Source organism: Achromobacter xylosoxidans A8, from assembly GCF_000165835.1.
Taxonomy (GTDB): domain Bacteria; phylum Pseudomonadota; class Gammaproteobacteria; order Burkholderiales; family Burkholderiaceae_B; genus Achromobacter; species Achromobacter xylosoxidans_B.
The window spans coordinates 2049351-2068434 of the sequence record NC_014640.1; the positions used below are offsets into that span (position 1 = coordinate 2049351).

At 65.6% G+C, this 19084-nt stretch carries 21 protein-coding genes and 1 tRNA gene; 11 read left to right on the forward strand and 11 right to left on the reverse strand.

Annotated elements, in window-relative coordinates; genetic code table 11:
- Window positions 1-29: 29 nt before the first annotated feature.
- The 3 genes from AXYL_RS09570 to AXYL_RS09580 form a co-directional block, all read right to left on the reverse strand.
- Window positions 30-722, reverse strand: a complete 693-nt coding sequence (locus AXYL_RS09570; RefSeq protein ID WP_013392592.1) for a cytochrome b/b6 domain-containing protein — start codon at window positions 720-722, stop codon at window positions 30-32.
- Window positions 723-806: 84 nt separating this feature from the next.
- Window positions 807-1088 carry a hypothetical protein gene (locus AXYL_RS09575; RefSeq protein WP_013392593.1) on the reverse strand — a complete coding sequence of 94 codons (282 nt, stop codon included), beginning with the start codon at window positions 1086-1088 and terminating at the stop codon, window positions 807-809.
- A gap of 630 nt (window positions 1089-1718) precedes the next feature.
- Window positions 1719-2078 (reverse strand): hypothetical protein, encoded by a 360-nt coding sequence (locus tag AXYL_RS09580; RefSeq protein WP_013392594.1) that lies wholly within the window; start codon window positions 2076-2078, stop codon window positions 1719-1721.
- 91 nt (window positions 2079-2169) lie between these two features.
- Between AXYL_RS09580 and AXYL_RS09585 the strand changes: the two genes are divergently transcribed.
- The 5 genes from AXYL_RS09585 to AXYL_RS09605 all read left to right on the forward strand — a co-directional run bounded on the left by AXYL_RS09585 (window position 2170) and on the right by AXYL_RS09605 (window position 6853).
- Complete coding sequence (locus AXYL_RS09585; RefSeq protein WP_013392595.1) at window positions 2170-2685, forward strand: GNAT family N-acetyltransferase; 516 nt, start codon at window positions 2170-2172, stop codon at window positions 2683-2685.
- 152 nt (window positions 2686-2837) lie between these two features.
- Window positions 2838-3551 (forward strand): DUF3053 family protein, encoded by a 714-nt coding sequence (locus AXYL_RS09590; RefSeq protein ID WP_013392596.1) that lies wholly within the window; start codon window positions 2838-2840, stop codon window positions 3549-3551.
- A 54-nt stretch (window positions 3552-3605) separates the two neighbouring features.
- A complete protein-coding gene (locus tag AXYL_RS09595) occupies window positions 3606-4697 on the forward strand; it encodes an AI-2E family transporter (protein WP_013392597.1) in 1092 nt (363 codons plus the stop codon).
- A 118-nt stretch (window positions 4698-4815) separates the two neighbouring features.
- Entirely contained in the window at window positions 4816-5037 is a 222-nt protein-coding gene (locus AXYL_RS09600) for a hypothetical protein (protein ID WP_013392598.1), read from the forward strand.
- 241 nt (window positions 5038-5278) lie between these two features.
- Complete coding sequence (locus tag AXYL_RS09605; protein ID WP_013392599.1) at window positions 5279-6853, forward strand: diguanylate cyclase; 1575 nt, start codon at window positions 5279-5281, stop codon at window positions 6851-6853.
- A gap of 27 nt (window positions 6854-6880) precedes the next feature.
- Here the strand turns inward: AXYL_RS09605 and AXYL_RS09610 are convergent, their stop codons facing one another.
- Entirely contained in the window at window positions 6881-7135 is a 255-nt protein-coding gene (locus AXYL_RS09610) for a hypothetical protein (RefSeq protein WP_013392600.1), read from the reverse strand.
- 150 nt (window positions 7136-7285) lie between these two features.
- On the opposite strand from AXYL_RS09610, the gene yddG reads away from it, so the two are divergent.
- Window positions 7286-8194, forward strand: coding sequence for an aromatic amino acid DMT transporter YddG (gene yddG, locus AXYL_RS09615; RefSeq protein ID WP_013392601.1), 909 nt, complete (start codon window positions 7286-7288; stop codon window positions 8192-8194).
- Between the two features lie 29 nt (window positions 8195-8223).
- On the opposite strand, the gene AXYL_RS09620 is transcribed toward yddG, so the two are convergent.
- The gene (locus AXYL_RS09620; protein ID WP_013392602.1) at window positions 8224-8415 is read right to left on the reverse strand and encodes a hypothetical protein; all 192 of its coding nucleotides are present in this window, start codon (window positions 8413-8415) and stop codon (window positions 8224-8226) included.
- A 276-nt stretch (window positions 8416-8691) separates the two neighbouring features.
- Here AXYL_RS09620 and AXYL_RS09625 point away from each other — a divergent pair, with 276 nt between their 5' ends.
- The 3 genes from AXYL_RS09625 (at window position 8692) to AXYL_RS09635 (ending at window position 10356) form a co-directional block, all read left to right on the forward strand.
- Window positions 8692-8940, forward strand: a complete 249-nt coding sequence (locus tag AXYL_RS09625) for a hypothetical protein (RefSeq protein WP_013392603.1) — start codon at window positions 8692-8694, stop codon at window positions 8938-8940.
- A 128-nt stretch (window positions 8941-9068) separates the two neighbouring features.
- Window positions 9069-9260 carry a hypothetical protein gene (locus tag AXYL_RS09630; RefSeq protein WP_013392604.1) on the forward strand — a complete coding sequence of 64 codons (192 nt, stop codon included), beginning with the start codon at window positions 9069-9071 and terminating at the stop codon, window positions 9258-9260.
- A 187-nt stretch (window positions 9261-9447) separates the two neighbouring features.
- Window positions 9448-10356, forward strand: a complete 909-nt coding sequence (locus AXYL_RS09635; protein WP_013392605.1) for a hypothetical protein — start codon at window positions 9448-9450, stop codon at window positions 10354-10356.
- 23 nt (window positions 10357-10379) lie between these two features.
- On the opposite strand, the gene AXYL_RS09640 is transcribed toward AXYL_RS09635, so the two are convergent.
- The 4 genes from AXYL_RS09640 to egtD all read right to left on the reverse strand — a co-directional run bounded on the left by AXYL_RS09640 (window position 10380) and on the right by egtD (window position 13714).
- Complete coding sequence (locus AXYL_RS09640) at window positions 10380-10844, reverse strand: class I SAM-dependent methyltransferase (protein ID WP_013392606.1); 465 nt, start codon at window positions 10842-10844, stop codon at window positions 10380-10382.
- A gap of 338 nt (window positions 10845-11182) precedes the next feature.
- Window positions 11183-11259: transfer RNA gene (locus AXYL_RS09645), tRNA-Met, on the reverse strand.
- A 125-nt stretch (window positions 11260-11384) separates the two neighbouring features.
- Window positions 11385-12701, reverse strand: coding sequence for an ergothioneine biosynthesis protein EgtB (gene egtB, locus AXYL_RS09650; protein WP_013392607.1), 1317 nt, complete (start codon window positions 12699-12701; stop codon window positions 11385-11387).
- A 35-nt stretch (window positions 12702-12736) separates the two neighbouring features.
- Window positions 12737-13714 (reverse strand): L-histidine N(alpha)-methyltransferase, encoded by a 978-nt coding sequence (gene egtD / locus AXYL_RS09655; protein WP_013392608.1) that lies wholly within the window; start codon window positions 13712-13714, stop codon window positions 12737-12739.
- A 400-nt stretch (window positions 13715-14114) separates the two neighbouring features.
- Between egtD and AXYL_RS09660 the strand changes: the two genes are divergently transcribed.
- Together AXYL_RS09660 and AXYL_RS09665 are read left to right on the forward strand one after the other, a co-directional pair.
- A complete protein-coding gene (locus tag AXYL_RS09660) occupies window positions 14115-14450 on the forward strand; it encodes a DUF883 family protein (protein WP_013392609.1) in 336 nt (111 codons plus the stop codon).
- Between the two features lie 11 nt (window positions 14451-14461).
- Window positions 14462-15946, forward strand: coding sequence for a phospholipase D-like domain-containing protein (locus AXYL_RS09665; RefSeq protein ID WP_013392610.1), 1485 nt, complete (start codon window positions 14462-14464; stop codon window positions 15944-15946).
- An 18-nt stretch (window positions 15947-15964) separates the two neighbouring features.
- On the opposite strand, the gene AXYL_RS09670 is transcribed toward AXYL_RS09665, so the two are convergent.
- Together AXYL_RS09670 and AXYL_RS09675 are read right to left on the reverse strand one after the other, a co-directional pair.
- Entirely contained in the window at window positions 15965-17635 is a 1671-nt protein-coding gene (locus tag AXYL_RS09670; RefSeq protein ID WP_013392611.1) for an FMN-binding glutamate synthase family protein, read from the reverse strand.
- Between the two features lie 84 nt (window positions 17636-17719).
- Window positions 17720-18946, reverse strand: coding sequence for a YeeE/YedE family protein (locus AXYL_RS09675; RefSeq protein WP_013392612.1), 1227 nt, complete (start codon window positions 18944-18946; stop codon window positions 17720-17722).
- Between the last annotated feature and the right edge of the window lie 138 nt (window positions 18947-19084).

Genomic DNA, 19084 nt, shown 5'->3' on the forward strand with positions numbered 1-19084 from the left:
CAGCGCTGCTTTCGCGCCGCGCGGACGGATCAGGAAAAAGACATATCAGCGGCCACTTCCAGCGACCGGATCCACAGCACCAGGCCCGTGACGCATGCGCCCAGCACCAGGGCGCGCAGCCAGACGGCAAAGCCGTCCTGCGTGGGCGGGGTGCCGGCGGGCACGTCCTTGGCGTCGACCTTGCCCGTGATGATGGCGCGCACCAGGCGCTTGCGGCGCACCAGCGCGTACCAGAGCACCGCGGCCAGGTGCAGGGCGACCAGCGCCAGGATGACCCACTCGTTGAGCTTGTGCCAGGAGGTCATGGCGCCGGACACGGTTTCGCTGACGAGCCCGAACAGCGGACCCTGCGTCATGATGTCGTCGGTGGTGAACAGGCCGCTGACCGCCTGGAAGCCGATCACCAGCAGCAGCGCCAGCACCGACAGCGCACCCAGCGGGTTGTGGCCGGCGGGCGCGGCGGCGCCCTTGAGGTATCGGGCCACGGCAGCCGGGCCGCGCACGAACTGCGAGAAGCGGGCGTAGCGGGGGCCGAAGAATCCCCACAGCAGGCGGAACAGGATCAGGCCCAGCGCCGCGCAGCCGAAGCGCACGTGCCAATCCATGTACAGGCCGCCCAGCTTGACGCTGACGAACGCGCCGACGATACAGGCGACCAGCGCCCAGTGGAATAGACGGGTGGGAAGGTCCCAGATATGGACCGCGAGACGATTGTTCTGCATGGAGGGATCGCCAGGGCTGTGTTGCCGGGGACTTTATCACGCACAAATTGCCCCGTTGCGTGTGCAACGGGGCGGGGCACTGCTTCAGTGGGTGTTGCGGCGCACCGGCACGATGCGATGCACGTGCTCATGGCGGAAGCGGATGCGTTGGCCAGGAGCCTCTTGCGCAGGCGCTCCGCAGGGCACGACTTCGGTCGTGTAGGTCGTGGTGCCGTTGATCGGCGCGTTGTAGATGACCGTGGCGCGGATTTCCGGGCCATTCGCGGGCTTCAGGTAAACGATGTCGCCAATATGGATCGGCATGTTGTCCAGCGTGCTGTGGGCCGGGCGTCGGATCAGATCCGAGGTAGTGAAACGAGTATTCATGGTGTTTGTTCTCTTGGTTTCTAGTTATGTGAAAAGCCGCGTCAGGCCACATGACGCGCGGCATTCCTGCCGCTGCCAGCCGTATCGAATCGGGCGGGCGTGTGGTGACACTAACGCATTTCTGCCGCCGTCCCTTTGCGCATTCTCATGTTTTTTGCGCGCGCGGGCTGACGGTGCGATGCTGTCCATCAGTCCGGGACGGCATCATTTCGGGCTGTGCGATGCGCAAGGCATGCAGGGGTCCGAGGATTCAAGCAGGGCGTGCAGGCCCTGGCGATTGCGGCGCGGTTATCGGTACTTGTCGCTTGCGCGTGTTGCAGGCGCCGCAGATTGTCTTGTTGCTTCTTGCCAAGCCGGACTGGCGGTTTGGTGAAGGCGTTTTCCCCAAGGCCATGATCCGGATTTGCGTTCTTCGCAAACGGGACGGAATGCTCGGGCTTGGGTGTTTTTTTGAGGTTCTGCTTGGTGCTTGGAATGGGACTGATGCTCAGCCCTCAGGACCTGCGCCGTTTTATTTTCGAATGGAAATTGGCGCAAACCGCAGAACTCAACCGCTGATGATACGGGTGGTCGACGCTTTTTGCAAGCGTTTTGTGGTAGGGGAGATAGATATCTCCCCTTATCCGTCCCTTAATGTGCAGTCGGGCGGGCCTGGCGCTGGGCTTCGATGATGAGTCCTTCCAGACGCGCGGACATGCGCAAGGCGACCTGCGCGCTGGTCTGGCCGTCGGGCTGGTTTTCGGTTTCCAGCGCGAGTTCGATGCGCTCGTTGTCGAAAGCCTCGGGGGCGGCCTGGATTTCCACGTAGCGGGCCAGCAAGGCGTCGACTGCCTTTTGCGCGTCGGCCAGCGCTTCATCGGACAACTGGCCCGGGCTGAGGTACTGGTTGACCACTCGCGCCAGGTCGTTCATGAAGAACAGCAGGGCGGCCGCGCCGCGGCAATCGGGATGGGCAAAGCCCCAGGTATCGGAGGTGGCGGTTTGAGTCATGTCTTGGGGCTAGCCTGTATTGCGAGGGCCGTGGGGGCCGAAGACGCCATTTTATGGGATCGGACGGCAGTGCCGCTTGAGGCATACTGCCATGCCTATGATCAGACTCGCTCGACCTTCAGACTTGGCCAGCCTGGCCGATATCGAACGTTCCGCCGCGCGGCGGTTCCTGGACACGCACATGGCCTGGGCGGCCGGCGGCGACACGGCGCCGCAGGCCGAGTTGGCGCAGGCGCAGGCGGCCGGCCTGTTGTGGGTTGCGGAGTCCGAGGGCCTGCCCGCGGGTTTTGCACTGACCCGGCCCATGGATGGCGATCTCTACCTGGCGGAGATGGCGGTGGCCTTGCCCTGGCAGGGGCGCGGCCTGGGGCGGGCGCTGCTTCGCGCCGTATGCGCCCACGCCCGTACTGCTGGCTGCTACCGGTCCGTGGTGCTGACCACCGACCGCGAATTGTCCTGGAACCGGCCGTTTTACCTGCGGCAAGGCTTTGCCGAGGTGCCGGCGGAGGAGCTCTCGCCGGGGCTGCGGGCGCGTTTGCGGCACGAGGCAGCCATGGGCTTTGACCCGGCGCTGCGATGCGCGATGACGTATCCCCTGGCGCCATGATGCGGGCGACAGACCCTGTGTCAACACGCTTCGATAGCAACAAAATCCGCCCGCTGGCGGCGGCAGGAAGCGCCTTCGGGATAATCTGCCGAAGGGCGGCCGCCCTGCTGGGGGGCGGCGGTTTCGCGAACCCGCATGCAAGGAGGATGGGCATGGCACTGCTGCGAGCTTGCCTGCTGGGCCTGACGATGGCGTCGATGCTGTTTCTGTCGGCCTGCGTCAACAAGGAGCCCCAGGAGCGGGTTGCGTTCATCCAGTTGCTGCAAAGCCGGATGAGCAGCGCGTCGCTGCTGCCCATAGGCGTGCTGAGCGAGCCGGAAAAGGAGGCCGTCGGCGGCTATGCCGACGCCTATGAAGTGATCACCGGCTTCCAGGAAACCCTGGCGCAGGCAGCCCTGTCCATGCGCGGCGTGCTGGAAGTCGAGACCATCCATTCAGTGGCCGAGATCGTGGAACGGCGGGCTCGCTTCGAGGCGGCGCGCAAGACGCTGGCCGAGCAGGCGGCCGAGGTTCAGCAGGCCCAGGCCAAGGCCGACAAGGCGCGCGCGGCGCTGGCCTTGCCGGTGGATCTCGCGCCGGTCTATGACGGCGTTTATGACGAAGCCGTGACGGCGCCCGCCGGCGAGCTGCTGGATGCCGCGGCCGCCATGGATGCGGTGGCGCGCGATGCGCTCGGCGTGGCGGATTTCGTCGCCGCCCATGCGCAGGACATCCTGCTGGCGGACGGGCAGGCCCGCGTCGCGACGCTCACGCTGCAGCAGGAATTGAACCTGCGCCTGCAGGGCTTGAATGCGCAGTCGGACGTCCTGGAGCATGCGCGCATCGTGCTGCTGCAGGCTGCCGGGCAGCCGCCGGACGTCCGCTGAGCTGCGCTTTGTACAATGCGGGTCTCGCGGCGTCAGCCGAGCCTGGGACGGAATATGAGCCAATCTTCCAGCGTGCACTACAGAACCTTTCTGCTCCTGCTGGTGGTGGTCACCATCGCATTCGGCTGGTTGTTGTGGCCTTTTTACGGCGCCGTTTTCTGGGGCGCGGTTCTTGCCATCATCTTTGCGCCGCTGCAGCGCCGGCTGGTGGCGCGCATCGGCGGACGGCGCAACCTGGCCGCGCTGATCACTTTGCTGCTGGTGCTGCTGCTGGTGATCCTGCCGCTCATCGTCATCAGCGGATCGCTGGTGCGCGAAGGGGCGAATCTCTATCAGAGCGTCAAGTCCGGGCAGATCAACTTCGGCGCCTATTTCCAGCAGGCCATGGCGGCCCTGCCGCCGTCCGTACATGATCTGCTGGCGCGCTTCGACCTGACCGACATCCCGAGCCTGCAGGAAAAGCTCAGCGCGGGCGCCATGCAGGCCAGCCAGTTCCTGGCGACCCAGGCCTTGAACATCGGACAGGATACGTTCCAGTTCGTGATCAGCTTCGGCATCATGCTGTATCTGTTGTTCTTCTTGCTGCGCGACGGCCCGCTGCTGTCGGCGCGGCTCAAGCGCGCCATGCCGCTGAGCGATACGCACAAGCAGCACCTGCTGCGCAAGTTCACCACCGTGGTGCGCGCCACTGTCAAGGGCAACGTCGCGGTGGCCGCGGCGCAGGGCGCGCTGGGCGGGATCATCTTCTCGATCCTGTCGATCCAGGGCGCGCTGCTGTGGGGCGTGATCATGGGCTTTCTGTCTTTGCTGCCCGCGATCGGCGCCGGGTTGATCTGGGCGCCAGTGGCGATCTACTTCCTCCTGACCGGCGCCACGATCAAGGGCGTCGTGCTGATACTCTTCGGCGTGCTGGTCATCGGCATGGTGGACAACGTGCTGCGCCCCATCCTGGTCGGCAAGGACACCAAGATGCCTGACTATGTGGTGCTGATCTCCACGCTGGGCGGCATGGCCTTGTTCGGCCTGAACGGTTTCGTGATCGGCCCCCTGATCGCCGCGCTGTTCATGGCCAGTTGGGACCTGTTCGCGCCGCCGGTGGACGGATTGGCGGACAGCGCCGAGGACCCGCCGCGCGTCGAAAAATAGGCACGGAGGGCGGCCCGGTGGCCCGCCTCGGCCCGGCGGGTGTATGGTGTAGCAGCGCTGGCTTCCATCGAGGCCGGCCTTTCGTATCAAACCTCGACTAATCGGGAGCGCGTTGGATATGGAATGGAAACTGCATCGATCGGGCTGGATCGAAGAACGCAACTTCGACATCGAATTCGCCGAGACCTCCGAGGGCTATCACGCCCGGGTGCGGATCTTCGGATTTCCAGTACTGGAAGACACCAAGCACGTGTTCCCCAATGAGGCGCTGGCCGAGAAAGGGGCGCTGACGCTGCTCAAGACCCAGTTCACCGGCACCCCGGACCTGGAAGACCGGTAGCCGACAGGCGCCGCGCGTTCGCAATAAATTGGGGACGCGCTGTTTTCACCACATCGGTATCGACGCGGCGAGGGGATTCCCATGGCGCGGATTGTGCGATTGCGAACTTCTGCAATAATTTCTGGCGTTCATTCGTCCTGTGGCCGTGGGCCGAGGGGAGCGCATCGGGAGGCGCATGGGTCCAGAGGTGTGGTTTCGATCGGCAGGTCGACGCTTGCGGACGTCGCAGGGCGAGGTTCCCGTGGCTGACGCCGAAAGCCTGGCGGGCGCGCGGGTGCGTCGGCCGCGCCGCTATTCCATGCGCACAGGGCTGCTGACACTGGTGTTTGCCTGTATCACGCCCGCGCTGGTCATGGCTTCGGTGGCAGTCTACGAAAGCTACGTCATCCAGAAAGAGCGGATTTTCCGCGACACGATATTCCTGGCGCGCAATCTCACCGCGATCCTCGACCGCGAACTCACTGGCGTTGAGGCTGGCTTGCAGATGCTGGCCTCGTCGCCGGATCTGGTGGCTGGCGACCTGGCCGGTTTTCATCGGCGGGCGCGCGAATCCGTGCGCTTCCAGATCATCGACAGCTACGTCCTGACCGATAAGGATGGCCGCCAATTGATCAACACGTCCGTGCCGTTCGGCAACCCTTTGCCACTGACCGGCGCGTCCGCGCAGTTGGCCCAGGTGTTCCAGACGCGCGCGGCGGTGTTGACGGGTCTCTTTGCCAGCAAGGTCAACCAGGGGCCGCTCATTGCGCTGGGCGTACCGGTGATGCGCAACGGCGAGGTCGCCTACAGCCTTAATGTCGGCATTCTGCCCGAGCGCATCGGCAACCTGCTGGGCAGGCGGGCATTGCCTGACGGTTGGGTGGCTGCCGTGCTGGACGACAGCGGCACGATCCTGGCGCGCACCCGCGATACCTCGAAGTTCGTGGGCCAGAAGGCCGTGCCCGAGTTGGCGCGGGCGGTGCAGCAGGAAAGCGAGGGCTCGCTGGAAACCGTCACCAAGGAAGGCACGCCCGTCTACACCGCCTTCAGCCGCTCGTCTTTGTCCGGCTGGACGGTCGCGGCCGGCGCGCCGATGAGTTTGCTGACCACGGACCTGTATCGCTCCATCGCCTGGATCGCCCTGGGAACCTTGCTGGCTTTCGGCCTGGGCCTGCTGCTGGCCTTGCGGCTCGCCAGCCGCCTGACCTCGGCCGTGCAGAGTCTGGTTGCGCCCGCGCTCGCGCTGGGCAAGGGGCACGCGGTGACGGTGCCGGGCACGCGGGTCAAGGAGGTAGCGGAAGTGGGCGGCGCGCTGGTGCAGGCCTCGCGCATGCTGGCGCATGCCCAGCATCTGGCGCACTACGATCCGCTGACGGGCCTGTGCAATCGAGTGCTGTTCAACGAACTGGTGTTGCGCGAACTGACGGTGGCGCAGCGCAGCGGCGAGTCCTTCGCCATCCTGGCGATCGACCTGGACGGATTCAAGGCGGTCAACGACCTGCATGGCCATGCAACCGGCGACGCGGTGCTCCAGGAGGCGGCGGAACGCATGGCCGACGCGATCCGCGTGTCGGACGTGGCGGCGCGGCTTGGGGGCGACGAATTCGCGGTGCTGTTGCTGGGCGCCAGCCGGGACGACGCGCGGCGTGTCGCGCAGGCGTTGGTGGAAAGCCTGTCGCTGCCGTATCCCGAGGTCAGCGTCTCGGTATCCGCCAGCGTCGGAATCGCGGTGTATCCGCAGTCCGGCGTTGCCGTGCGCGAGCTGCTGGAACGCGCCGACATGGCGCTCTACAAGGCCAAGGGGCAGGGCAAGCGCAGGGTGGAGGCCGATCAGTGATCTGGCCCGCCTGCCGCCCATGTGCCGTCATGCGTCGTGGGGCGGCGGCGCCAGGGCGGTAAGCACTTCGCCCGATTTCAGCCGATACCGGTTCCGATCCAGCGGCACCACGAGCTCCCCCTCCGTGGTGCGGAGTATGTAGCGCGCCGCGTCAGGCCGGGCCGCGTCAGGCCGGGCCGCGTGGCCAGGCTCTTCCGTCCTCAGGAATACTTCAATCCGGTAGAGCCGGCCCGATTCCGTGCTGGCAAGCACGTCGCTCAATCTGCGTGTGGAGATGGTCATGCGGCGCTTGCTCCTTGTTCTGCATTGTTCTGGCGGGCATTCGAGGGTGGGGCGCCGACTCTGCCGCAGGCCGAAGGCTGGCCGCGAATCGAGCAGGTTTTCGCTAAACTGCCCGGCTTGGCGCCCCAAAGCGGGCAATCGGAATCGGTAATGCAACTCTCCCTGAGCCGGAACACGGCGACTTCCCTAGGTTTGCTGGCGGTGCTGCTGTGGGGCACCGTCGTCGGCCTGATACGCGGTGTCAGCGAAAGCTTCGGTCCGGTGGGCGGCGCCGCGCTGATCTATACGACGGGTTCCGCGTTCCTGGTGCTGCTGTTGGGCTTTCCGAAGCTGCGGACCTTTCCGCGCTCCTATCTCATTGTCGGCAGCTTGCTGTTCGTCGCCTACGAGATCTGCCTGTCGCTCTCTTTGGGCTATGCCGCTAATCGCGGACAGGCGATCGAATTGGGCATGGTCAACTATCTCTGGCCCTGCTTCACTGTGATTCTCGCCATGCTCATCAACGGCCAGCGGGCCAGCGCATGGGTGGTGCCGGGCATACTGTTGTCGTTGTGCGGCATCGTCTGGGTTCTGGGCGGATCCGGCGGCTTGTCTTGGGACCGCACCATCGCCAATGTTTCCAGCAATCCTCTCAGCTACGGACTGGCCTTCAGCGGCGCCATCATCTGGGCCGTCTATTGCAACGTGACCACGAGGTTTGCCAACGGCAGGAATGGCGTTGTCCTGTTTTTCATGCTGACCGCGGCCGCCCTGTGGATCAAGTACCTGCTGGGCGCCGAACCTGCCTGGACCTTCACCTGGCCCGCCACGCTGGAACTGCTGGTGGCCGGCGGCGCCATGGCGGCAGGCTATGCGCTATGGAACGTGGGAATACTCAAGGGCAACCTGACCTTGCTGGCCACGGCGTCCTACTTCACTCCGGTGTTCTCGACATTCTTCGCTGCCGTGTGGCTGTCGACCCGCCTGACCGCGTCATTCTGGCAGGGCGTGGCCATGGTGACCGCCGGGTCGCTTTTGTGCTGGGCTGCGACCCGCGGCAAGACCGCCCGGGGCGCTTAGCCCCAGGCGTGTATGCCGTAATAAAGGAGTTATTCGATCAGCACGGTCTGCGCGACCGCGTATCCGAGCGGAATCAGCAAGAGCGAAGCAAATAAGGAACTGACGATCGCCGCCGAGATCTTCAGCCAGGGTTCGGACCCTGCGCTTTGAACCGTTTGAATCACCAACGCGACGATACCCACAACCATCAAACAGCTCATAACCACTGCTACATAAGTCATGTTGTCTCCGTCCTCGCCTGATTAAAGGGATGCGGCTGCCGCTGATGCGGTCTAGATGTTTGTATCGATTGTGCGCCTGTATTCGGGCATTCGGCCCTAGGGTTTTCCTGACGCGCTGCGTCGCGTGTGGCGTTTTTGCCGCGGGGTGTGCAGCATGAATTCATGTGCGGGCGCAGCATTTTTGCCAGGGCTCGCGCCGACGTGTTTGCGTCGGCGCGTGTGCGTCGGCGCGTTTGCGCTACCATGGCGGCGTCGAACCACGCTAAAGGCCGCCATATGCCGCAACTGCGCCCAGGCACGCGCGCCACGTTGCAAGTCAGGCAACTGATGCCGGGAGAATTCGCCTGGATCATTACCCTGTTCGATCCCGAAACCGGCAATGTGCGCAGCACCAATTATTCGGCCAGGCGCTATGGCAGCCAGGATGAGGCTTCGGCGGCGGGCAAGGCTGCCGTGGTCGAATTTCTGGGTAGCGGGGGCCAGAAAGTGACCGAAACGGCCAAGGACGGCAAGAACAAGTCCTGATGCCTTCACCGTTATGCGCGCCATGATGCCCTCGTAAGAGGGCTTTTTCATGTCCGCGGGCGCGAGGCGGGCATGCGGCTTGCTGGAGGGATGGAGCGGCGCGCCTGGCGCTGCTCGAGGAGAACACCATGTCCCAGTCCATGCATCGCGAACCCGGCGGCGGCGACGAGCTCGTACCCGACGATCCCGCCTTTCCCAACAATCCGCCGCCTGACGACCCGCCGCTGGATCCGAATCGGCCTCGCAACGATCCCGATGTCATCGATCCCGTGCAGCCGCCGCCGAATCCTCGCGCGCCGGGCACGATCGATCTGGCCTGAGCGCCGCGCGCAAGGCGCGGGACATCATCCAAGGAGGTTTTATGCGTTCCATCTTGTTGTGGCTGCTTGGCGTGCCCATTCCCATCATCATCCTGTTGGCGCTTTTCTGGCATTGACCGCGAGATTTTCCTGCAGCTGTGGCGCATGTTGGCGCAGCCGCAATGAACCGTGAACAAGGAACATATCCATGGAAAACGCATCTTCATTGAGTCAGCCGTACGCAGGTGGCGTGCCGCCGCGAGAATCCGCCATTTCGGCCGTGTCGTGGGCCGCCGTGATTGCGGGCGCGGTCATCGCCGCGGCGCTTTCGCTGGCGCTGTTCGCCGGCGGCACGGGCCTGGGCTTTCTTTCTGTTTCGCCCTGGAGCGGCGAGGGCGTGTCGGCGCCTGCGATAGGCATCGGTCTCATCATATGGATGCTGGCCACGCAGATCGTTGCCTATGGCATAGGCGGCTACGTCGCGGGGCGGCTGCGCACCAAATGGGTCGACGTGCATTCGGACGAGGTCTATTTCCGCGACACGGCGCACGGCTTTCTGGTGTGGGCACTGAGCGCGGTCGTCAGCGCCGTCCTGCTGGGTGCGTCCATCGCGACCCTGGCTTCCGGTGTGGCCAAGGCGGGCGCTTCCGTCGCTGCGGGAGCCGGCACGGCTGCGACGGCTGCGGCCGCTGCGGGTGGGGGCGATGGGATGGCGCAGGTCAGGGGCTATTTCTCCGATGCCTTGTTGCGTCCGGAACGGCCCGATGCTGGCGCCGATCGCAACGGGGCAAGAGATGAAGTGGCCCGCATCGTGGCGATGAGCGTGGCGCGCGGCTCCATGACAGGCGAAGACCGCGACTATGTCGTGAAGGTCGTGGCCGCCCAGACCGGCATGGAGCCGGCAGCGGCGCAGCGCCGCGTCGATCAGGCCGTGCAGAACGTGAAGCAGGCCGCCGACGACGCCAAGCAAAAGGCCAAGGAGGCCGCGGACCAGGCGCGCAAGGCCGCGGCGGCATTCGCGTTGTGGGGATTCGCCTCAATGCTGATAGGCGCCTTCGTGGCCAGCCTGGCGGCGACCTGGGGCGGCAGGCGGCGTGATGCGGTGCGGCTGCCTTAGCCGCAAGGCGGGCGCTGCTTCAGTCAGGTGGCGGCCGCCGGTTCGCGCCTTTCTCCGAAGAGGAACACATGGGCGTAGCTGTCATTCATGGCATGGCGCGCCTGAGTGACTCCTGGGATCGTCGGAACCATGGGGGCAAACAAATCCCCCCACCCGATGTCCACGTTGAAGGGCGCACGTTCCGGTGTGTCGTTGTAGCCGAGGATCAGAAGGGCTCCAGGCTTGAGCACGCGGTGGCATTGCTTAAGCAGGCGTTCGAAATCGGGCCGTTCGTTGAGTCCCCAGCCGATCACGCCATTGGCCACAACGACGTCGAACGAAGCTTCGGCGTAGTGCGCCGACATGTTCGTCGCGCTTCCGATCGTATGTTTGCCGGCGGACCCATAGGCGGCTTGTTCAGGATCCATATCCAGCGAATGGAAATCCATCTTCAGCAAACGGGGGTAGTGCCACGTGTATTCATGCATGCCCACGAACAGGCATTGCATGGGCGTGCCTGACCGGGCGGCTTGTTGGTTCAGGTAGTCGAATATCTGCTGTTCCAGGAAACTGCGATTCGGAGCCTTCAGCCGGAAATCGATCCCGCAGCGCGCGGCCAGTTCAGGAGACCAGTGGAACAGCTTTTTTTTGCTCTACGGATAAGTCGGCGCAAGGAAATTTGATCGCTCCTGAGGATTGCTCGGGGTGGCGGCCGCGTCGTGACAGGGTGGAGTAGTAGTGCTCCATGCCAGCGCTGGTGCCGGGTCGTGAGACTGGCTACCTGCGTGCAGAGTTCCGATGCACAAACGTAAAGGGCGCCCACTTGCGTGGGCGCCCTTTGAATTCCTGGTGGCGCATCCCTGATTCGAACAGGGGACCTGCGGATTATGATTCCGTCGCTCTAACCGGCTGAGCTAATGCGCCATTTCGATCAATCCCTGAATTTGCGTCACATCCGTGTCGCAATCAGTGATCAACGAAGAACGAAATTCTAGCATGAAATTTTTGGCGTGCGCAAGCAATCCATACTCAAATTTCAAAGAAGTGCCTCATGCGTCCCGCGCCAGGCGGATCCCGGAGAACTGCCAGCGGGCTTCGGGCGGGAAAAAGTTGCGATAGCTGGGGCGGATGTGGTCCCTGGGCGTGGCGCAGGAGCCGCCCCGCAGCACGTACTGGTTACACATGAATTTGCCGTTGTATTCGCCCACCGCGCCGCTGTCGGGCTTGAAGCCGGGGTAGGCGTCGTAGGCGCTGGAGGTCCATTCCCAGGCATCGCCGAACAGTTGCACGGGGCCGCCCGTGCCGTTGCGCGCGGGGGCAGGGCGTGTGTCCAGGTGGCCGTTTTCCAGCATGTTGGCGCGCGCGGTCAGCGCGCCTTCGGGCAGTTGGCGGGCGGCATGTTCCCATTCGGCTTCGCGCGGCAGCCGCACGCGCGCCCAGCGCGCGTAGGCATCGGCCTCGAAGTAGCTGATGTGCGTCACCGGCGCCTGCAGTTCCAGTTCCTGCATGCCGCGTAGCGTGAAGATGCGCCAGTCTTCGCGTTGTCCTTCCCAGTAGAGCGGCGCACGCCAGCCTTCGGCACAGACCCGATCCCAGCCCAGCGACAGCCAGAGTTCGGGGCGCTTGTAGCCGCCGTCGCGGATGAAGGCCAGGTACTCGTGCTGGGTCACCAGCCGGTCGGCCAGATGGAACGGCGCCAGCAGCACGTCATGGGCGGGGCCTTCGTTGTCGAAACCGAAACCGCTGCCGTCGTGGCCGATGCGGCTGACGCCGCCGGCGTAGCGGGTCCAGCCGGCAGGCGTGCCAGGCGGCAGCGCGGGCGTTCCGGGCGCCACGTAGGCGGGCTTGAGCGGATTGGCCGACAGCATGTGCTTCAGATCGGTCAGGATCAGTTCCTGGTGCTGCTGCTCATGATTCAGCCCGAGCTCCAGCAAGGCATCGAAGGCGGGGTCGTTGCCGCCCAGGCGCGAGATCAGCTCATGCATGGCCTCGTCCACGTGGCGGCGGTAGTGCAGCACCTCCGCCAGCGCGGGGCGCGACAGCAGGCCTCGGTGTGGACGCGGATGCTTGGCGCCGACGGCGTTGTAGTAGGAGTTGAAAAGCATGCGGTACTGCGGATGGAAGACCGAATAGGGCGGATGAAAGCGCGTCAGCAGAAAGGTCTCGAAGAACCAGGTCGTATGGGCCAGATGCCATTTGACCGGGCTACAGTCCGGCATGGATTGCACCTGGCAATCCTCAGGGCTCAGGGGAGCGGCCAGGGCCGTGTTGGTCGAGCGCACGGCGTCGTAGCGGTCGTGCTGCCCCGCCTGGCCGGCAGCGTAAGGTCCGGTGGCGGGGTGAGTCAGCAGGCACGCAGGTTCCATGGCGATCCTCCAGTGGCGTTGAGGGCGGGCCCGCTTCAGGCGCGGGCGCTGAAAACCGAAAACCAGCCGCGGGAATCCGACCAGTGCGCGACATCGTGGTAGCCGGCGCTTTGCAGCAGGTCGGCAAAGGCTTGGGGGGTGAACTTGTAGGAATTCTCGGTGTGGATGCGTTCGCCGGCGCTGAATGCGCGCGCGCCGCCGGGCCAGGCCACGCGCACCGCGCGCTGCGCTTCCAGATGCATTTCGATGCGCGAACTGGCGCTGTTGAAAAGCGCCACGTGCCGCCAGTCGTCCACGTCGAAATCGGCGTCCAGCACGCTGTTCACGTGCCGCAGCAGGTTCAGGTTGAAGGCTGCGGTCAGGTGCAGCGCGTCGTCGTAGGCGGGCTCCAGCACCTGTTTGGGCTTGACTCGGTCCACGCCCACCAGCAGTCCGCCGCCCGCGCATTGTTCGCGGATCCGCCGCAGCATGGCATGCGCGTCCTCGGGACTGAGATTGCCGATGCTGGAGCCGGGATAGAAGAACAGCCTCTGTTCGGCCGGCACGCTGGCGGGCAGGGCTAGCGCATGCGTGAAGTCCTGGCCCAGGGCGGTGATCTGCAGGTCGGGGTAGGACAGCTGCAGGCGGCGCACCGCGGCTTGCAGGTAGTCGGCCGAGATGTCGATGGGCACGTAATGGCGCGGGCGCAGGCTGGCAAACAGGCGTTCGGCCTTGACGCAATCGCCCGCGCCCAGGTCTATCATCGAGAGCACCGGGCCGATGTGGCGCGCGATATCAGCGCCGTGACGCTGAAAAATTTCCGACTCGCAGCGCGTCGGGTAGTACTCCGGCAACTGCGTGATGGCGGTGAAGAGCGCCGAGCCCAGCGCGTCATAAAGGAACTTGGGATCGATGTGCGCGTGACGCGCCAGCAAGCCGTCGCGCAGTTCGATTTGTTCGGCGCTGGGAGGCTGCGGCTCTTGGGCGATGAACGTCGGCGCGGCGGGGGCAAACAGTGCGGAAGGCGAAACCATGCGTCCTGTTCCTTTTCTGTCGCCGGACTACCCCTGGGCGGCAAGCGCTTGGGAAACACGGCGTTGGGAGGTCCAGACCAGGCGGTTCTGGCGCATTGCAAAAGTCTATTGTGGCCGCCAGGGCAGGGCCGGTGTCAAGCGCCAAGCCGCTGAATGCAATGGACTTTTACGAATTCGAAAGAGGAGCGCGAGCGTCTGCGCCGGTGAGCGCACGCTGTCTTCCGATACGTTTGCTCGCGTTGAAATATCGGTTTACCGCTGGTTGCCAAAGCTCTGGCGGGGGCAGCCGATGATGGTCACAATGGGGCCACGCGATGCGCGGGCCGGTCCGGGAACGCGGCATGCTGCGTTGCGTCAGGCGGCCCGACTCCGCGAGGCCCGACAACGACAAGGAGCGACGATGAACCGTAAGCACCAACGCGCCGAAATGGCCCTGCACCGTGAACGGGTGAGCGACAGCTTCCATGAACTGCTCGCCGGTACGGAAGACCTCCTGCGGTCGACCGCTACATACACAGGTTCCGAGATCGAGGCGGCGCGCGCGCGCCTGAAGCGCCAGGTGGCCGAGGCGCGCGAGTCCGCCGGTGATTGGGAGGGCGCGGCACGGGAGCGCGCGCGCCGCGCCACCGCCTACGCCGACGAGTACGTGCATGAACATGCCTGGAAGTCGGTGGGCGTGGCGGCGCTGGTGGGCGCCTTGCTCGGCTGCCTGCTGGCTTCGGGCGGCCGCCGCTAAGCCGGAAAGCCATGAAGCCGCCCGCGGCGGTGCGCCGGCCGGGACTGCGGCGGGACAAGTGGCCGTGGCTGGCCGGCGCGTACCGGTGGCTGCTGCCGCTGGTGTGCGCGGCCTTGCTGGCGGCGTGCGCCAGCGTTCCCGACGCGCAGGAGCGCCGCGCGCGCGAGTCGCAGGCCGGCCTGTCGGCCGACGCCGCGCAGGACAGCTATCGCCGCGGCCAGGGCATCGCGGCGGATCCGCGGACTCCCAAGGATGATTTCCTCGCGCGTCACCTTGCCGTCGAGCAGGCGGTCAGTGGCGCGCCGCTGGTGGCCGGCAACCGCGTCCGGCTGTTGGCCGACGGGCCCAGCACCTATCGCGCCATGCTGCAGTCCATTGCGCAGGCGCGCCGGTATGTGCACATGGAAACCTATATCTTCGACGATGATGCCGAAGGCGCGCGCTTTGCCGAGGCCTTGATCGCGGCGCGCAATCGCGGCGCCGAGGTGTCCTTGATGGTCGACGCGGTAGGGACCATCAAGACGCCCGATGCCTTGTTCCAGCGCCTGCGCGACGCGGGCGTGCAGGTGGCGATATTCAATCCGGTCAACCCGGCCAGCGGCCGCGCGGGCTGGTCGCCGAACCAGCGCAACCATCGCAAGGTGCTGGTGGTGGACGGCAAGGTCGGCTACCTGGGCGGCATCAACGTCAGCAGCGTCTACGAATCTTCGCCCGGGTCTGGATCAGGATCGGGATCAGGATCGGGATCGGGATCGGGAAGCGGCGCCGGCAAGGCCGACGCGCCCGCTGCGGCGGACGCCAAGGCGGCGCCATGGCGCGACACGCACCTGCGTATCGAGGGGCCAGCAGTGGCCCAGCTGGAGCAAGTCCTCCGCGCAGGTTGGGAATCCCAGTCCAAGGAACCGATCAAGGGCGGCGACTCGCAGGTGGCGCCACCAGCAGGCGCGACGACCGTGCGGATCCTGGCCAACCAGCCGGACCGCAGCGATGGCTACACCGTCTACCTGACGCTGATGTCGGCGTTTGAAAGCGCGCAGGAATACATCCACATCACCATGGCGTACTTCGTGCCGGACCCGGCCTTCATCGACGTCCTGACGGACGCGGCGCGGCGCGGCGTGGACGTGGCGCTGGTACTGCCCGGCTTCAGCGATTCCTCGCTGGTGTTCCATGCGGGACGGTCGCACTACACGGATCTGCTGGCGGCCGGCGTGAAGATCTACGAGCGGCGCGATGCGCTCCTGCATGCCAAGACCGCGGTGGTGGACGGCGTGTGGTCCACGGTGGGTTCCAGCAACCTGGATTGGCGCAGCTTCGCCCTGAACTACGAAATCAACGCGGTGGTGCTGGGGCCTGAATTCGCGGCGGAAATGGAGTCGCTGTTCCAGCGCGACGTCGCCGATGCGGTGCGGATCACGCCCGAGGCCTGGCAGGCCAGGGGCGTGGGAGACCGTTCGATGGAGTTCTTCTCGCGCATGTTCGAGCGCTGGTTGTAGCGCCAGGCGCCAACCGGCTCAGACTTGCGCGGCGGCCGGTGTGGAGTGGGCGGCGTGTTCTTGCGCCAAGGCCGTGGTGATGTCGTGGGTCGGCTGGAACGAACTGGCCTGGGCCATCGACCAGCCGGCGCGGAACACCTGGTGACGGAATTCGCCGCGCAGCAGTTCGCCGGGCGCCAGCTCCGGGAACAGCGCCGACAGCAGCCGGATTTCGCTGGACGAGATGCGGCGCGCGATATGGTGCGGACGGAGCTGGCCGGGGTGAGTCAGGCCGGCTGCCGCCAACAGTTCCGCCAGCGCATGCAGGGTGTTGCGGTGGAAGTTGGCCACGCGCTGCGCCTTGTCCGGCACCACCAGCGCGCGCTGCCGCAGCGGGTCTTGCGTGGTGACGCCGGTGGGGCATTTGCCGGTATGGCAGGCCTGGGCCTGGATACAGCCGATGGCGAACATGAAGCCGCGCGCGGCGTTGCACCAGTCCGCACCCATGGCCATGACGCGGGCCATGTCGAAGGCCGTGATGATCTTGCCGGACGCCCCTAGCTTGATGCGGTCGCGCAGGTTCACGCCGATCAGCGTGTTGTGGACCAGGCGCAGCGCTTCGCGCAGGGGTGTGCCGACGTGGTCCACGAATTCCACGGGCGCGGCGCCGGTGCCGCCTTCGGCCCCGTCCACCACGATGAAGTCCGGCGTGATGCCGGTTTCCAGCATGGCCTTGACGATGGCGAACCATTCCCAGGGGTGGCCCACGCAGAACTTGAAGCCCACCGGCTTGCCGCCGGACAACTCGCGCAGGCGTGCCACGAATTTCATCAGGCCGATGGGCGAGTCGAAGGCGGAATGGGTGGCTGGCGAATTACAGTCCTGCCAGGCCACGACGCCGCGCGCCTCGGCGATCTCGGGTGTGACCTTGCCCGCAGGCAGGATGCCGCCGTGGCCGGGCTTGGCGCCTTGCGACAGCTTGATCTCGATCATCTTGACCTGCGGCGTACAGGCATTCTTGACGAAGGCCTCTTCGGAGAACGCGCCGTGTTCATCGCGGCAGCCGAAGTAGCCCGAGCCGATATTCCAGACCAGGCTGCCGCCCGGCTGGCGATGGTAGCGGCTGATGCCGCCTTCGCCGGTGTCGTGCGCGAAGTTGCCCTGGCGGGCGCCCTCGTTCAGGGCCAGGACGGCATTGGCCGACAAGGCGCCGAAGCTCATGGCCGACACGTTGAACGCGGACATGGAGTACGGCTGCTTGCACTCGGGGCCGCCCACAGTGACGCGGAAGTCGGTGTCGGGGATTTGCGAGGGCGACATGGAATGGTTGATCCATTCGTAGCGGTCGCCGTAGACGTCTTCCTGGGTTCCGAAGGGGCGCTTGTCGATTTCGCGCTTGGCGCGCTGATAGACGATGGAACGCTGCGCGCGCGAGAACGGCGCGGCCTGCGTGTCGTCTTCCAGGAAGTATTGGCGGATCTCGGGCCGGATGAACTCGAACAGGAACCGCAGATTGCCCAGGACCGGATAGTTGCGCCGGATGGCGTGGCGGGTCTGCACCAGGTCATAGACGCCCAGCGCGCCCAGCAGCGCCAGCGGCACGGCCAGCCACAGCCACCAGAGCGAGCTGGTCGCGGCTAGGGCCGCAGTGACCGCAGCGCCGATCAGGGTCAACAAGAAAGCCGTGTAACGGCCGAAAAACCAGCTCATGTCCATCTCCGTATTTCGGGATGGAGCAACCATACACCAGGAGCCGTCCCCTCGTGCCGGGGGAAGGTCCTGGAATACTGTTTCTCAGCAGCTGGAAGCGGCCGGAGTCTTCTCGACCGCGAGGCCGAAAGCCGGACGCAGGCGCACGCCCAGGGCGCTGCCGGCGAAGGCGGCAGGCAGCCACAGCCAGGCGTGCAGGCTGCCCGACAGGATGCCGCTGAAGTAGGCGCCGATATTGCAGCCGAAGGCCAGGCGCGAGCCGTAGCCCAGCAGCAGGCCGCCGATGACGGCGCCCATGAGCGAGCGGGCCGGCACCTTCCAGATGGGCGCGAACTTGCCGGCGGCGCTGGCGGCGGCAAGCGCGCCCAGCATCAGGCCGATGTCCATGACGGTGGTGACGTCCTGGCGCAGCGGCGCGGCCAGCGAGGGCTGCTTGGCCCAGTAGGCCCAGGTGGCCACGTCGCCGCCGAAGGCGTCCAGCGTCTTGGCGCCCCACAGCGCGAAGGCGGAGGTGATGCCCCAGGGGCGGCCGGCGAGCGCCAGCGTGGCGAAGTTCAGCACCACCAGCGCCACGCCGCCCCAGATCAGCGGCCAGGGACCTTGCAGCAAGGACGCCGGGCGCGCGGTGCGCGAGGCAAAGGAGATCACATGGCCGTGGCGGCGCTTTTCCAGCGCAGTGGCCGCCCACGCGATCAACGCGAACACGGCCAGGTTGATGGCCAGCGCGGGAGCCAGGCCCCAGGTCTTGATCAGCGAAGTCGGGGCCAGCGCCGGCAGGTTCGACCACCAGCCGAAGTTGGCGGTCGCGATGACCGAGCCGATGATGAAGAACAGCAGCGTGACCACCATGCGGGTATTGCCGCCACCGACCGCGAACAGCGTGCCCGAGGCGCAGCCGCCGCCCAGCTGCATGCCGATGCCGAACAGGAAGGCGCCCAGCAGGACCGAGACGCCAGGCGGCGACACGAAGCCGCTGACCGGTTGGCCGAACAGCGAGCCCGCCGCCAGAAAGGGGAAGAACAGCAGCACGCCCACGGCCAGCATCAGCATCTGCGCGCGCAGTCCGGCGCCGCGGCGGTCGGACACGAACACGCGCCAGGCTTGCGTGAAGCCGAAAGAGGCGTGGTACAGCGTTACGCCCAGCAGGGCGCCGATCACCCACAGCGCGCCCTGGCGCCAGCTGACGGTCTGGTTCAGGTAGAGCGCGCCCGCCAGCACCAGCAGCAAGGCGATCCAGAGCGGCTTGCGGTTGATCTGGATGGGCGGCAGGGCGGAAGACGGCAGGGGGAGGGTGGAAGCGTTGGTGCTCATGGGCGAGTCCCGGGGATCTGATGCGTAAGAAAGCAAAACGGGCGCGCGCAGGCACCCGTGTAGGTTTGAAAGTCTAAAGCGGCGCAAGCCTAACTCAAACCATCTATTAATGCCTTTTAAATAACTAAAAGTAATATA